Source organism: Amaricoccus tamworthensis (assembly GCF_049800875.1).
GTDB lineage: Bacteria > Pseudomonadota > Alphaproteobacteria > Rhodobacterales > Rhodobacteraceae > Amaricoccus > Amaricoccus tamworthensis.
This window is the reverse complement of the sequence record NZ_JBNAFV010000007.1, coordinates 43,399-58,669: the sequence shown is the minus strand read 5'-3', so window position 1 is coordinate 58,669 and position 15,271 is coordinate 43,399. Positions and strand designations below refer to the sequence as shown.

The following is a 15,271-nucleotide window of genomic DNA, read 5'->3' as shown; positions in this document are numbered from 1 at the left end:
TGTGAACTTCTGCACGATCCGACCGAAAGTTCACAGCTGTGAACTTTTTAATTATTGGACATAAAAAGAGCGGAAATGCCACGGCGCTAACAAGAGGATTTCTCTGGTAAAGCGCCGTCGCAGGAGGTGCGAACACTTGATCCCTCTCCGAAAACCTTCGGAAAACCACGCATGTAGAGTCTAACCTGCGCACACAACCGGGAACCAAGGCAAAAACACCGCAAACTGCCAATATTACCAGCCTGCCACGCGAATATTGGATTATTAGGCGGGGGCGCCGACGAAAAGGGGCAAAGAAACAATTTCGGGTTGCGACAGTCCAGATGCGCTATAGCGAGGGTCAGCTTTGCGAAAGCAATCCTTAAAAGCTCTTTGATGGCATTTAGCGCCAACGTGCCAGCCCGGCGGCGCACTCAGCCGGGCTGGCAGCAATGTCGTATCAATCGAGCTGGGCGATCAACAACTCGGCCACCCTGTCGGAGGACATCGGGTTCTGACCGGTAATGAGGCGGCCATCCTGAACCGCCTTCGGTTCCATGTCGGGACCCGGTTGGAAGTTCGCGCCAAGCTCGCGCAGACGGGTCTCGAGGAGGAAGGGGACGACGGTTTCGAGACCGGTGCCCTTCTCTTCGCTGTCAGTGAAGGCCGAGACCTTGCGCCCCTTCACGAGCGGTTCGCCACCCACCTCGACCCCGACGAACGCCGCCGGGCCGTGGCAGACCGAGGCAAGCACCTTGCCCTGCTCCCAGGCGGCGGACAGGAACCGTGCCACCTCGTCGGAGGCGGCGAGGTCCCAGACTGCGCCGTGGCCACCGGGGATAAAGACTGCATCGAAATCCGCAGGCTGCTGGTCGGAGAGCGATGCGGGCGCGTCGAGCAGCGCCATGGCGGCCCCATCTTTTTTGAAACGGGCATCTGCGCCGTCGCCCTGCGGTTCCGAGTTCGGATCCACGGGAATGGGCTTTCCGCCCAGCGTTGCGACAGTGATTTCGTGACCTGCATCCTTCAGGGCGTAATAGGGGGCGGCCAGTTCCTCGAGCCAGACGCCGGTTCTGTTACCCGTCTCGCCGAGTTCGGCATGGGCGGTGGAGAGAATGAGGATCTTCGACATGTCTGTGTCTCCTTATGTTCTGTGCTGAATTTCAGTCCCAGTCAGGCGCGAGTCCGTCGGGCGAGACGATGCGTCCGTCCGGGCGCGCGAGGGCGTCGATACGCTCGATCTCGTCAGCCGTGAGGCTGATCCCGGCGGCGGCAAGGTTGCCGGCAAGGCGTGACGTCTTTGCGGTTTTGGGAATTGCAACGCCGAGCGGTTTGGCGAGCAGCCAGGCCACCGAGATGGCGGCCGGTGTGGTGCCGTGCGCGTCAGCGATTTCCTTCAACGTCCCGTCCTCCATCACGGCCCCCTGGGCGAGCGGCGAGTAGGCTTCAAAAGGAATGCTGCGCGCGTCCATGTACGTAAGCAGCCTGGATTGATCCACGAACGGGTGAAGCTCGATCTGGTTCGCCGCAAGGGGTGCCTCAAGAATGCTTTCAGTCTCTTTTAGTTGCGCGATCGTGAAGTTCGAAACGCCGCCAAAGCGGACCTTGCCCTCAGCGATGAGGGCGTCCAGCACTGGCAGCGTCTCCGACAGCGGCACCGTGCTTGAGGGCCAGTGCAGCAGGAGCAGGTCGATGTAATCCGTGCCGAGCGCCGCCAGCGAGCGGTCTGCGGCGGCGCGGAAATCACCGGCGGCGAAATGCCTGGGCAGGATCTTGGTGGTTACAAAGACCTGGTCACGGGGCACGTCCGCGGCGCGGATCCCCGCGCCCACTTCCTCCTCGTTGCCATAGGCCTGCGCGGTGTCGATATGCCGGTAGCCCTCGGCAAGCGCGGCGGCGACGATGTCGCGCGTCCCGCCCTCGGGCATCCTGTACGTGCCGAGGCCGAGGTTCGGGATGGCGGCGGGGCCGATGGGTTTGATCGTCATTGCGGGGTGTCCTTTTCGATCCGGGTGGTCGGGGTTGGAACAGCGGTCCGGGCGGGATGGTTCCACGCCGAAAGGTGCGAAGTTTGCGGAACCTGTTTCATGAGGGCGCTACTTTCAATTGCGATTTGTTCGATGGGAGGCGGTCATCCGGCGGCGACCGTGTGGCTGCTCCTGGCCAGGCCGCCGGACAGCCGGACCAGCGCGATGCCGGCGACGACGACCACGGCACCGATGAAGGGCGTCGCGGCGAGGCCGATGCCATCGACCACGAGACCACCGGTCCAGGCGCCCACGGCGATGCCGAGGTTGAACGCACCGATATTGAGGCCCGAGGCCACGTCGACCGCACCGGGCGCGACCTCGCGTGCGATAGCGACGGTGTAACTCTGCAGCGGCGGCACGTTGGCGAAGGCAAAGCCACCCCAGACTGCCACAACGGCGATCGCTGCGACAGGCGAGGCGAGCGCAAGACCAAGTGCTGCGAGAGATGCCGCGAGCCCCGCGAAGATAAGTGTCAGTGCCGGGACCGGGCCGGTCCGGTCGGCCAGTTTGCCGCCGAGGATGTTGCCCGCCGCCACGGAGGCGCCGTAGAGCAGGATCACGAGGCTGACCGCTCCGGCCGACAGGCCCGTCACATCCGTCAGCATCGGCGCGAGATAGGTGAAGGCGATGAAGTTGCCGCCATAGCCCACCGCAGTGATCAGGTAGACAAGCAGCAACCGCGGCGAGGTCAGAACCTGCATCTGCGCCCTGAGCGACGGGGGCGCGCCGCGGCGCAGGTTATTGGGCACCAGCACGGCGCTTGCGATCAGGCCGATCAGGCCGAGGGCGACAACCCCGAGGAAGGTCGACTGCCACCCGAAGGTCTGGCCGATCCACGTGCCGATGGGCACGCCGGTGACAAGCGCAACGGTCAGGCCAAGGAAGACCGTGGCGATGGCCGAGCTCTCCTTCTCGGGCTCCACCAGATCGGTCGCGATGGTCGAGGCGATGGCGAAGAAGACCCCGTGGGCAAGCCCGGTGATGAAACGCGCCGAGATCAGGCTGCCATAGCCCGGTGCAACGGCGGCAAAGGCATTGCCGGCAATGAACAGGGTCAGCAACGCAAGCAGCAGCGTCTTGCGCGGCAGCTTGCCGGCCAGAGCGGTCAGGACCGGCGCGCCGATGGTGACGCCAAGCGCGTAGAGGCTGACAAGGAGCCCGGCAGAGGGCAGCGGGACGCCGAGATCTGCGGCGATGGTGGGGATGAGGCCAACGATGACGAACTCGGTCGTCCCGACGGCAAAGGCGCTGATGGTCAGCGCCCAGAGGGCAAGTGGCATGGGTTTGGTCTCCGGATTGGAATTTTCGTCTCGACCGGAGAGATGGCAAGCCGTAGCCTTTGCGTGAACAGACGATAACGGAAAGGGCCATTGCGCGAGATGCACGAATTACCCCAGACCCGGGACCTGGCGGCCTTTGTCGCGATCGTCGAGGATAACGGCTTTGCCGAGGCGTCCAGGCGCCTGGGGGTCGCGCCCTCAACCCTCAGCCGAACGGTCAGCCGGCTGGAACAGCAGCTTGGCGTGACGCTTCTGCGCCGCACGACCCGGATGATCGAGATGACGCCCGAGGGGCGCGATTTCCTCGACACCGCGCGCGACATTTTGGCCCGGGCAGAGGCGCTCGCGGAGCTGGGCACAAACGGGCGCACCCCGCGCGGTCCCTTGCGTGTCAACGCGCCGGTGCCCTTCATGCTGCATGCCATCGCGCCGCGCCTGCCCGAGTTCCAGGCCCGCTATCCCGAGGTCCGCCTGCGGTTTGACATGACCGACGACGTGATCGACCTGATCGGTGCCCATGCTGATGTCGCCATCCGGTTCGGGCCGCTGGAGGACAGCGACCTGCTGAAGCGGCCTTTGGGTCGAACTCCGTGGAAGCTTGTCGCGGCCCCGCACTATCTCGAGGCGCAGGGATGGCCGGAGGTGCCGGGTGATCTCGCGCGACTGGCGCAGGTGCGGTTCTCGGCACCGACACATATCAACCTGCTGGAGTTCCGCGGTATGGAGCGCCCCGTCGAGGTTCCCGCCGCTGTCGAGGCTTCGAACGGGGAAGCGGTCCGGCGGCTGGTGGTCGCCGGTTGCGGCATCGCGCGCTTCTCCGATTTCATGGTTGCCGAGGATCTGAAAGCGGGCCGGCTGGTCGAGCTTTTCCCCGGGGAGGTTGCGGCCGAGCCGCTCGATGTGACCGCGCTCTACCTCACACGCGCCTCGGGGTTGCGGCGTCTGGCCGTCTTTCTGGACTGGCTGAAAGAGATCGTGGCGGCACAGGCAAAGTAGTTGCCGAATGATTTTGCAGGCTGGGTCGTTCGGTGCGTATCCGATTAAATTTCATACTCCGTTTCACAACTTGTCCATATCCAAAAAACTGATATAAACGCCTGATTGGTAGAGGCGGAAAAATATGGCACAGCGGTTTTTATTGGTTGATGCGGAGGAGGATTTTGCTGTCCTCAGGGCTGCGGCTTCCGAGGTTCGTGTTCGGATCCTGAAAGTGCTGCATCGGCAGGGTGGGCTCAATGTAAATGAGATCGCGACCCGTCTGGGCCTGCCGCAGTCGTCGGTATCCTCGAACATTCAAATTCTGGAAGACGCCGGGCTGATCCGGACGGAATCGATCAAGGCCAAAAAGGGCAGTCAAAAAATCTGTCACGCCCGCTACGACGAGCTGATTGTGTCCTATCAGAAGGCATCCGAGAGGCTGGAAAACCGGTCGATTGAGGTGTCCATGCCGCTGGGTCTCTACACCAACTGTTCGGTTTCAGGCCCATGCGGAATCTGCTCTCCCGAGGGGGTCATCGGGCTTCTGGATGTGCCGGAGACGTTCATGGATCCGGAACGCATGAAGGCGGCTTTGCTATGGTTTACAAGCGGTTATGTGGAATATCAGTTTCCAAACAACGCCAAGATCAAGGCGATGGATATTGGCAAGGTTGAGTTCTCGATGGAGGTGAGTTCAGAGGTGCCAGGTACTCACACGGACTGGCCATCGGACATTTCTGTTTCGATAAATGGAGTGGAGCTTGGTCCCTGGACGTCGCCTGGAGATTTCGGGGACAAACGGGGGGTCTATACGCCTGACTGGTGGAAGCTGAGCGGGTCCCAGTACGGCATGCTCAAGTCCTGGACGGTCACCGACAAAGGCTCGTTTGTGGACGGTCAGATGATCTCTTCGGTCACGGTTGCGGACCTTGGACTGGATCAGCACAGATCGGTTCGCGTGAGGATCGAGGTCAAGGCCGAGGCCCGGCATCCTGGTGGGATCAACGTCTTCGGGCGCGGGTTTGGCAACTATGACCAGGATATCGTTTTGAGGCTTAGCGCCAAGGACTGAGTACTGCGCCGCAGGTTGAAGTTGGCTTTACAAAAGTGTTGACAGACGGCCCCTCATGCGTTTTGTATCACAAAAATCGGTTTAAACCGAAAAAATGAATACAGATAAAAGGGGGGATTGATGAAGGCGCGTGTGTCCGTTCATCGGGATTTTCAGATTGGCAGCATTGATGACCGGCTTTATTCGGCGTTCATCGAACATATGGGGCGGGCCATCTATGGTGGCATTTACGAGCCTGGTCATCCGCAGGCCGATGAGGACGGCTTCCGGCAGGACGTTCTGCAGTTCGTCCAGGATCTGAAAATTCCGGCGATCCGCTATCCTGGTGGCAACTTCGTCAGTGCCTATAACTGGGAGGACGGGATCGGCCCAAAGGATCAGCGTCCGGTCCGGCTTGATCTGGCGTGGCGGACCAAAGAAACCAATCAGGTCGGCATCAACGAATTTGCCAAGTGGTCCGAAATGGCCGGCATTGAAATGATGCTTGCGGTAAATCTGGGCTCCCGCGGCCTTGATGAGGCGCGCAACTTCCTCGAATACACGAATTTCCCCGGTGGTACGACATGGAGCGATCTGCGTCGCAGCCACGGTGTGGAAAATCCCTATGACGTCAAGATGTGGTGTCTTGGTAACGAGATGGACGGACCCTGGCAGATTGGCCACAAGAAGGCGGTTGAATATGGGCGCCTGGCCAACGAAACGGCAAAGGCGTTCAAGGGTTTTGACCGGTCGATTGAGACCGTGGTGTGCGGATCATCCAATGACGGGATGCCGAGCTATCCGGAATGGGAGCGTCAGGTCCTTGAGGAGTGTTACGAGAACGTAGATTACATCTCCCTGCACAAATATTTCGGCAACAGGAGCCGGGATACACTGAATTTCTTCGGCAAGGTTGAGGAAACCGGGCGGTACATCCAGACAATTGCAGGCGCGATTGATTACGTGAAGGCGAAGAAGCGGGCCAAGAACGATGTGTTCATCTGCTTTGATGAGTGGAACGTCTGGTATCACGAGCGCGAGGAGGACGGGCGTCGCATTCGCGAATGGGACTGGCCCGAGGCGCCGGCGCTGCTTGAGGAGACTTACAACTTTGAGGACGCGCTTTTTGTGGCATGTCTGCTCAACGAGTTTATTCGACGCTCTGACCGTGTACGGATTGCGTGTATCGCGCAGTTGGTGAACGTGATCGCGCCGATCCGAGCAGAGAAGGGCGGACCGGCCTGGCGTCAGACGATCTACTATCCCTACCAGTTCGCTTCGCTGTATGGTCGTGGTACCGCTCTCAATGTTGGAGTGGATGCGCCAACCTATGACTGTCGTGTCGCAGATGATGTAAAGTACCTGGATGTGGCGGGTGTCCACGATCCCGGGACGGACATTGTGACACTGTTCATGGTGAACCGTCATCTCGATGAGGCGGCGGAACTGGACGTGAGCCTCAAGGGCTTTGCCGGGGCGCGTTTGATCGAGCATCTGTCCATGGAAGGGCATGAGCTGCTGGTGGGTAATAGTGGTGCCGACCCGGATCGGGTTGTTCCCGGCAAGGGCGACGGTCTCGGCGTTGAGGATGGCGCACTCAAGGGCAGCATCTCTCCGCTATCGTATCATGTGGTACGGTTGAGCGTAACGTGAGGGGGCAGTCATGGGGGTTCGTCTTCACAACGTAAGCAAGGAGTTTGGCGCCTTCGAGGTAATCCGGGACGTGTCGATGGACATCCCGCCGGGTAGTTTCGCGGTTTTCGTCGGACCGTCGGGGTGCGGAAAGTCGACGCTGTTGCGCATGATCGCGGGCCTCGAGGAAACGACAAGCGGGACGATTGAGATTGCCGGTCGCGACGTCACCCAGGTGGAACCGGCGGAGCGCGGTGTCGCGATGGTGTTCCAGTCATACGCCCTCTATCCGCACCTGAATGTTTTCGACAACATGGCGTTCAGTCTGAGCCTGGCGCGGACGCCGAAGGCCAGGACCCGTGAAATCGTGCATGAAGCGGCGCGCATTCTGAAACTTGAGGAACAGCTGGACAAGAAACCCTCCCAGCTGTCCGGTGGTCAGCGTCAAAGGGTTGCAATTGGCCGTGCGATCGTGCGCAAGCCCGAGGTGTTTCTGTTTGACGAACCGCTGTCGAACCTGGATGCTGAACTGCGCGTTCAGATGCGGCTTGAGCTGACACGTCTGCACCGGCAGATCGGTGCGACCATGATCTATGTGACACATGATCAGGTCGAAGCCATGACACTGGCTGACAAGATTTTTGTCCTGAAAGATGGTATTGTCCAGCAGGCCGGCGCGCCGCTTGAACTTTACGACAATCCCGACAACCGCTTCGTGGCGGGGTTCATTGGCAGCCCATCAATGAACTTTCTGCCGGCCGAAGTCGTCTCCGTCGAAGGCGGGAGTGTCGCTGCGCGGACGCTGGGTGAAGTGGCCCATACTTGGAGAGTGGCACTGACACAAAGCAGGCTGTCGCCGGGTGAGCGGATCTCAATCGGAATTCGCCCGGAGCACCTGAAACTGTCCGATGATGGCATGCCGGTGCGTGTTGAGGTGGCGGAGGAGCTTGGCGATGTGTCCTACCTCTATTCACGCATAGCGGACGGCACCGAAATCATCGTCGAGCGGCACGGATCCCGTGACCGGCTGGACGGAAAGAACGTCGGCGTGACAGCCGACCCTGCGAATGTCCTGGCTTTCGACGAGAAAGGCCAGCGGCTGCGATAGGTGCGGAAAGCACCGCGCTTTGGACCTGACCGCCAACCTGGTAGACGGCGGTCAAAACGGGAGGAAAAACATGAAAAACGTGAACAGCCTTTTGACGGCAACGGCCCTTAGTCTTGTTGCCATGCCTGCTCTTGCACAGACGGAAGTGGTCTGGTGGGACTTTCTGAGCGGAGGAGACGGTGTTCGCATGAAAGCCCTGATTGAGGATTTCAATGCGGAACATCCGGATATCCAGATTTCGGGAACGACGCTCGAATGGGGTGTGCCGTTCTACACCAAGGTACGTACGTCCGCCGCAGTGGGGGAGGGGCCGGATGTGATGACCTACCACCTGTCCCGTGCACCGCTGGCGATGGAAGAGGGTGTGCTTTCGGAGATCACAGCGGAGGACCTCGAAAACGGCGGTATATCGGTTGATGATTTTTTCGAAAGCAGCATTGGCGCGGCAACGTTCGATGGCGGACTCTACGCTGTGCCTTTCGATATTCATGCGATCGTTCTCTACTACAATGCGGACATGCTGGCGGGCTCGGACTATCTGGATGCGGACGGAAACCTGACCGGCCTGGATACGCTGGAGGATTTTGAGGGCGCATTGGCATGGCTGAAAGAGCAGGGCGTAGAGACGCCACTGTCCTACCAAACCGGCGGTGACGGCGGCACCTGGCGCGTTTTCTACACGCTGCTGAAGCAGCAGGGTGGCGATTTTATCGTCGATGGAGAGATCCTGCCTGGCGATAACGCTGAAAAAGCCGCGAATGCCATCAATACCATGGCCGGCTGGCGCGAAAACGGATACACGCCGGAGCTGGCGGAATATGAGGCGTCGGTTGCGCTGTTTACGTCCGGTCAGAGCGCCTTCCAGATGAACGGTGTCTGGGAAGTTCCCACCATGAACGACATGCAGTCCAAAGGCACGCTCGGCTACGAGTGGGGCGCAGTGGAAATGCCGCCTTTGATGGGAAGTGAGGCCACATGGGCTGACTCCCATGCATTTGCAATTCCCAATGAGGGGGACGACACCATTTCCGGTGAGAAACGGGCAGCCGTGATGACTGTAATCGGCTGGATGGAAAAGAACGCCATTCGCTGGGCTGACGCAGGTCATATTCCGGCATACAAACCGGTTGCGGAAAGCGACGAGTATAAGGGTATGGAACCCAATTCCACCTATGCGTCGCTGGCCGGGAATGCTGCATTCGATCCGCAGACCACGATCACCGGTGTTGCCTCACCGACCTATGACACGGCGCTGAACATCATCGTGCCGGCGGTACACGGGTATTTTTCTGGCGAGGATGCGGTCGCACAGATCCAGCAGGAACTCACGAACCTCATGCAGTAGGCCCCTCGGCCTCAATTGCTCCGGCCCTGACTGCAGGGCCGGGGATCGACACACGGCAATTGCGAAGGGCCTTTTCCATGGCCATGCTGGAAAACAAACGTAAGAAAAACCTGATCGCGCTGACTCTGGTTGCTCCGTTCCTGATCGTTTTTCTGGTTTTCTTTTTCTATCCGACCTTAAAAATGTTTCAGTTGAGCCTGACCGATGCGCCTTTGATCGGGGAGGGGAACTGGGTCGGTTTTGACAACTACGTGCGGCTTCTGAGTGACCGGCTGTTCAAAACATCGCTTTGGAACAACATCTACTTCGTCCTGTTGACGGTCGTGCCGACAACGTTGATCGCGCTGGGTATCGCATTGATGATCAACAGGCTGACCGGGCGGTTGCAGGCGTTGATTATGGTCCTGTTCTTCCTGCCCTATGTGCTGCCGGTGTCGGTTGTGACGCAGGTCTGGACGTGGATGCTGGACCTGCAGTTCGGAGTGCTGCAGCCGCTGATTTCCCTTCTGGCGGGCAAGCCGATCGCGGTTTTTAAAAACCCGGACTGGGTTATGCCGATGATCGCGCTGATTACGATCTGGTGGACGACGGGTTTCAATGTGCTTTTGTTCATTGCGGGATTGCGGAACATCCCGTCCGAGCTTTATGAGGCGGCGGCACTCGATGGCGCAACAACGCGGCAGCAGTTTTTCCGGGTGACCTGGCCGCTGCTTTGGCCGGTGACGGCTCTGGTGCTGACACTTCAGTTGATCCTGCAGCTCAAACTGTTTGACCAGGTTTATCTGACCAGCAATGGCGGTCCGTTCAACTCGTCCTACGTGCTGTTGATGCAGGTCTACCGGGAGGCGTTCCAGCTTAATCACGGTGGATACTCGTCGGCGGTGGCGTCGGTCCTGTTCATCGTTATCGTGGTGGTTTCGGTGCTTCAGTTCCAGCTGTTGCGGATTGGAGGACGTGGAAAATGACGATGCGCAGGGTCGAGAACGGTATTGTCACGGGCTTCACGGTAATCGCGGCGCTGTGCTGGATATTCCCACTATACTGGGCGCTGGTGACGTCGCTGCGCAGTGAGGAAAACGTGACGGCCAACCCTGGTATTCTGCTCGATGAGTTTAATCTTTCATCGTATATGTCGGCGGTTTTCGACACCAAGCTGATGATCTGGTATTTCAACTCCATCGGGACGGCGGTGATCGTGACGGCCGTGGTGGTGCTGATCTCGATGATGTGCGCCTATGCGCTTTCCCAGATTCAGTTTCCCGGGCGCAGGCTGCTCTATTTCGTGGTGCTGGGAAGCTTCATGATCCCCGCGCAGGCGCTGGTGGTCACGCAGTTCATTCTCATGAGCGATCTGGGGCTGATCAATACCTGGGCCGGTATTATACTGCCGCAGCTGATCGTGCCGGTGACCATCATCGTCTACAAGCAGTTCTTCGACGCGGTGCCAAAGGAAATGCGCGAGGCGGCGGTTTTGGACGGGGGCGGCGAATATACCATCCTGTTTCGGGTCTATCTGCCTCTGAACTGGGGTATTACCACGGCCCTGGCGATTGTCACTTTTATCGGGGTTTGGAACGCTTTCTTTTGGCCATTCCTGGTGATCACGTCTGAGGACATGATGACCATTCCGGTGGGAATAACACAGGTCAATGATGCCTTCGGTGTAGCCTATGCCCGTATCATGTCCGTTGCGATGCTGGCGGCGATGCCGGTGGTGCTGGCCTACCTGATTTTCCAGCGCCGGGTCACGGAAGCGGTCATGATTTCTTCCGGGATTAAGGGCTAAGGCGTTCCGCCTAAATCCTGGATTATGGGATTGAACGGGTCTGTTGCATTGTCCATCGCCCCGCAATCCGGAACAGCGGAACGGTCAGTGTTCTTTGTCCGCTCAACAGCGTCTTTCGCCTGCGTCTTCCCGTCCTGTTCAATGGATCACTCGCGCGTCCCGGTCTTCATGTTCAAGCTTCCCGAAGTGGCGGTTTCGCCTGATTTCTCCGGAAGCCGGGTGCAGCCCTGTTCGCGGAATTTCGGGCACCTGGTTAAGACCGGGTTGATTCCCGTGTCTCTTGCGGTCCGAAAAATATGGTCTTGCGTCAGGGTCACCGGGGGCCGATCGGCTGATAAATTCCGCCGCTCCAGATAAATCTCCCCCTGCGGCGGTCATGGCCGGGGGCGGCGGTTTTCAGGAACGGCTGTCCATCACCCCGTGCGGGTGATATGGGGCCGTTCTTTATCAGGCGTGCACTGGTATCTACGGGAGCGGCGGTCGTGAACGGGGGTGGTGGTGCAAATATCTTATATTATGAGGCTTTTCCGGTCAGTTCCGATCCGTCGGGCGATCGCGTTCTGCCAGCCCGTTGCCGATGCGAGTCCGTTGGAGTGGATGTAGAACTCGTCGGTGACACGTCTGTCACGATGCCCGAGTGTCGCGCTCGCCCGGACCGCGCCATTGACGGGATCAGCCTCGATGATCTCGGTCGCAACACAATCGCGCACCATGTGAATCGTGACACGCCGGCCGAGCCGCTGTTCGGTGCGATCGCCGATGATCTTTCCCAGGCTCTTCCCGGTCAGTCCATGGTGCTGATCGAGCCGCGATGGCCAGAGCCAATCGCCGCCATCGAACATCGGGCGATAGACGGCCAGCCACCGCGAGAGCGCGCGGTGGAGGCTGGGCCGCCGGATACTGGCGTGAAACGTCGTGCGTGGTTTGTGCGCCTCCCGCTTCTTCAGAAACGCGCCCGGGATCGCAAAACGAATGATGCCATCCGGTTCGAGAAACACGGTTTCATCGACGATCAGGGCTGACATTGCCCGGGCCCGTTCCGGGAGGGTTGCGGTCATGGCAAGCAGGAGCCCGTCCCGATAGAGTGTAGCCTCGGTCATGCGGCGCAGGGGCGCCGCATCGGCCTCGGCCATCAGCTCGAAGCCCAACTGATCCAGATCACTCGCCGGGACAATTCCGGCCGTCTTGTTTTTTCGAGATGGCTCGCTCAGCGATCGTGCGGCCCAGCGATCGGCTACGGCGGCAGCGGCATCATAGACCTGACCCGGGGTCAGGACCTTCTCGAACGCATCGACGACGTGCGAAATATAGGTCGAGATACTGATGGCCGCCACTTCAGGCGACTGGGAGTCCGCCCATGACTGACAGAGCTTTGCTGTCGGGACCGGGTCCAGACCGGCCTTCGTGGCGTAGTCGTGAAACCGGCGAAGGGAACCCGCAACGGATTCAATCCGGGCGGCACTCCAGATGAGTACACCACGCGTGCCAGGCGCATCTCGCGAGACGGTCAGCAGGTCGATGAATGGCGGCCGGATGTCGATGGGAAGCAACCCCACGGCCTTCCCGGCGCGGGCCCAACGATCTGCAGGCGGGGCTTTGTGTGTGACCCGCGCCGCCCGCAGGGTCAGCGCCAGATGGGATGAGGTCTCCGGTCCCCATGCGAGCCCGGCGGCAATCTGAAACGTTGCGAAACGGCTGTTGGCGGAACGCGGTGTTGCACCCTCCCGCAGATGCCCGAGATAGGCTTCCCCCGCCTCCGGAGAGAGCCGGTTCGGATCGCGCGCTTCCGTGAGACACCATCTGCGCCAACTGGCAAGGGCGCGCCGCATCTCGCACGGCTGCACCCCATTGGGCAGAAGCCCGGCCGCCATCGCGGACTCGAGTGTGCTTTCGGGATCATGTGCCATCAGGTCAGGCCGCGGCACTGTTGTCGCCGGCTGGCTTTCCGCGACTGCGGTTCCTTGTTTGGACCCTGGAGTTTCGTTCATCGGATTTCCTTTCCAGTTGGTCGGCCCAGTGTTGCAATGCCAGGGTTTCATCGAGTTCGGCGTAGAATTGCATCGTCGTCTCAAGCCGCTTGTGCCCCAGAAGCTTCTGAACGGCAGGCAGGGCATTGGGGTCTTCCTTCAGCCAGATCCAGCCGACGATGTGGCGGTAGAGATGGGGATGAATGCGCATGCCGACGCGGTGGTGGACCGTGTCGACGAGCTTTTTCGTCAGCATCGTGTAGTGCCCGTGAGGCGAGCGCCGCGCGGGAAACAGGTGCGTGTTGCCCGCATTAACGGGCGTCATCAGCGCAGGCCGGACATGCTCCACGTAGGCGTCGAAAAACGCCGACTGTGCCGTCCCGAGCGGGATCTCGAGCCTCATCTTTGTCTTGGTGAGATCCGGTGGCAGTTCGATCGTTATGCCACCGTCCGCCCGGCGCCGGACGTGATGCGCGAGATCGATGCACAGGAGGTTGGCCGTGCGTGGCGCTCTTGCCAGCATGATGTCATGGGCAAGGGCGACTTCGAGCTGCGCGGCAGGATCCGCATCGAAGCGGGGCTGATTCCCTTTGGCAGATTTGCGCTTCCTGTTCTTCCGGCCGCCTGATCTGCGGCTCTTTTGCTGCCGGTTAACCTCTGCGACGATCTCTTCCGACAGAGCCAGAAACCGGTCGATCCGCTCTGGCGTCAGCTGTTGTAACTTCCGACGATTGCGCGGCGCGATGCCCGCAAAATCCGGCTTGAAGTCCGAGATCAGGCTCGAGATGGCCATGACCTCTTCGGCGGATCTCCCGACATAGCCGCCTGCAAGCTTCTTGACCTTCTTGAGGACGCTTTCGACGTAAGAACTGCCAATTCCCTCTTCGTCAGTCATCTCATCGAGAGCGGTCGCCGCCGCTTCGGCGAGTTCCGGGTCCGTCAGTTCCTCGATGGATTCGAGGACGACCCCGGTCTGCGACCAGAGCGCCATGGCGAGCGATTTGATCCCCGCGCGCGCCTTTCGGACCGTGTTGTCCTGCCATTGCGCACGGCTAAGCAGCACACCGGCCGCACTGAGTCGCGCTTCGCGGTCCTTGCGTCCCGTACGGCTGCTCTTCCCGATATATTTCTTCGCTTGCGCAAGTTTGCAATTGCCGCTTGCGACCTGAACGGGAGAGAGTCGATCGAGGATGACATCCACGGGTGTTCCGTCAGGTGTCGTTTCGCCGCGGACCCAGGGAACAACGTGCCGGTCAAACTCGGCAAGAAGCGGCTCGAGAAGCTCCGGGGGCATGCCGTACCGATTCCGGTCGTCGCCAAAAGGCGACGCGACGGCGCGCATGCCCAGGTCCCGGTACGCATCTTGCGTCGTGAGCCTGTTCCAGAGCCGGTGGACTTCCATGGCGACCTTGCGGTGTTTTGCCTCGGAAGCCGTGAGCTTTCCGGACGTCAGCCGCATGTTCAGGTAGCTCTGAAACGTCTCCGGGACGACGTCCCTGATCCCGATACCTTTTCCAGAGCACCAGGCCAGGAAGGGGCCCGCGAGCCCCTTGTCCCATTCGGTGAAACCATGCTCCGACATCTGGTCGTATGCCTGACGCCAGGGTCCGGTCACATCGCGGATCTGCAGGGGCCGCCCCGTCCTGGCGACAAGATCCGCGACATCGCGCAAATGGCTCGCATAGGTCGAGAAGCTGTTTGGCTCAACGCCCTGCGCCGCCGCGGTCGTGGCGCTCAGAAACGACCGCATCGAGGGTCTGTCGAGGATTGTGTGCTCGGGACCTGCGGCACAGCTTGTCTTCGCATACCACCCAAGGGCGGAAATCGTGCCCCTGATCCTGGAGGTGCTCCAGTCTGTCGGCGGGTCTTTCCTGAGCCGCTCGATCATGTCTGCCACCGTGATCTGGCGGTTGACGGGCAGGGCCCTGAGATCGACGCCGATCTTTTCCGAGAGACGCTCGAGCGCCTCTGGCGTCGGCCGTTTGGACTTACCCGACAGGATGTCGGCGATGAATTTCTCGCCCTGTCCGAGTTCGAGGCTGAGTGCTCTCATGGATTTGCCGGTTTCAGCAATGTGGGCGCGGATGGCGTCGGCGATCGGGTTCATCAGGGTTT

General features: G+C 60.2%; 12 protein-coding genes. 7 read left to right on the top strand and 5 right to left on the bottom strand.

From position 1 onward, the window contains the following. Nucleotides 1-439: 439 nt before the first annotated feature. The 3 genes from ACP15P_RS12955 to ACP15P_RS12945 form a co-directional block, all read right to left on the bottom strand. On the bottom strand, nucleotides 440-1,111 hold the full coding sequence (locus tag ACP15P_RS12955) for a type 1 glutamine amidotransferase domain-containing protein (RefSeq protein WP_424928888.1): 672 nt from the start codon (nucleotides 1,109-1,111) through the stop codon (nucleotides 440-442). A 31-nt stretch (nucleotides 1,112-1,142) separates the two neighbouring features. Beyond that, nucleotides 1,143-1,967 (bottom strand): aldo/keto reductase, encoded by an 825-nt coding sequence (locus ACP15P_RS12950; RefSeq protein ID WP_424928887.1) that lies wholly within the window; start codon nucleotides 1,965-1,967, stop codon nucleotides 1,143-1,145. A 143-nt stretch (nucleotides 1,968-2,110) separates the two neighbouring features. Continuing rightward, nucleotides 2,111-3,394 (bottom strand): MFS transporter, encoded by a 1,284-nt coding sequence (locus ACP15P_RS12945; protein ID WP_481736473.1) that lies wholly within the window; start codon nucleotides 3,392-3,394, stop codon nucleotides 2,111-2,113. On the opposite strand from ACP15P_RS12945, the gene ACP15P_RS12940 reads away from it, so the two are divergent. From ACP15P_RS12940 to ACP15P_RS12910, 7 genes are all read left to right on the top strand, one after another. Further along, nucleotides 3,389-4,285, top strand: coding sequence for a LysR family transcriptional regulator (locus ACP15P_RS12940; protein ID WP_424928886.1), 897 nt, complete (start codon nucleotides 3,389-3,391; stop codon nucleotides 4,283-4,285). The genes ACP15P_RS12945 and ACP15P_RS12940 overlap by 6 nt on opposite strands. Nucleotides 4,286-4,409: 124 nt before the next feature. Further along, on the top strand, nucleotides 4,410-5,339 hold the full coding sequence (locus ACP15P_RS12935; RefSeq protein ID WP_424928885.1) for an ArsR/SmtB family transcription factor: 930 nt from the start codon (nucleotides 4,410-4,412) through the stop codon (nucleotides 5,337-5,339). A 120-nt stretch (nucleotides 5,340-5,459) separates the two neighbouring features. After that, entirely contained in the window at nucleotides 5,460-6,971 is a 1,512-nt protein-coding gene (gene arfA, locus ACP15P_RS12930) for an arabinosylfuranosidase ArfA (RefSeq protein ID WP_424928884.1), read from the top strand. Between the two features lie 10 nt (nucleotides 6,972-6,981). Continuing rightward, a complete protein-coding gene (locus tag ACP15P_RS12925; protein ID WP_424928883.1) occupies nucleotides 6,982-8,058 on the top strand; it encodes an ABC transporter ATP-binding protein in 1,077 nt (358 codons plus the stop codon). 70 nt (nucleotides 8,059-8,128) lie between these two features. Continuing rightward, nucleotides 8,129-9,403, top strand: coding sequence for an extracellular solute-binding protein (locus tag ACP15P_RS12920; RefSeq protein ID WP_424928882.1), 1,275 nt, complete (start codon nucleotides 8,129-8,131; stop codon nucleotides 9,401-9,403). A gap of 77 nt (nucleotides 9,404-9,480) precedes the next feature. Continuing rightward, entirely contained in the window at nucleotides 9,481-10,368 is an 888-nt protein-coding gene (locus ACP15P_RS12915; protein ID WP_424928881.1) for a carbohydrate ABC transporter permease, read from the top strand. After that, on the top strand, nucleotides 10,365-11,189 hold the full coding sequence (locus tag ACP15P_RS12910) for a carbohydrate ABC transporter permease (protein WP_424928880.1): 825 nt from the start codon (nucleotides 10,365-10,367) through the stop codon (nucleotides 11,187-11,189). The genes ACP15P_RS12915 and ACP15P_RS12910 overlap by 4 nt, the downstream gene beginning before the upstream one ends. Before the next feature lie 509 nt (nucleotides 11,190-11,698). Here the strand turns inward: ACP15P_RS12910 and ACP15P_RS12905 are convergent. Beyond that, nucleotides 11,699-13,096, bottom strand: coding sequence for a hypothetical protein (locus ACP15P_RS12905; RefSeq protein WP_424928879.1), 1,398 nt, complete (start codon nucleotides 13,094-13,096; stop codon nucleotides 11,699-11,701). 4 nt (nucleotides 13,097-13,100) lie between these two features. Next, a complete protein-coding gene (locus tag ACP15P_RS12900) occupies nucleotides 13,101-15,263 on the bottom strand; it encodes a tyrosine-type recombinase/integrase (protein WP_424928878.1) in 2,163 nt (720 codons plus the stop codon). Nucleotides 15,264-15,271: the final 8 nt, after the last annotated feature.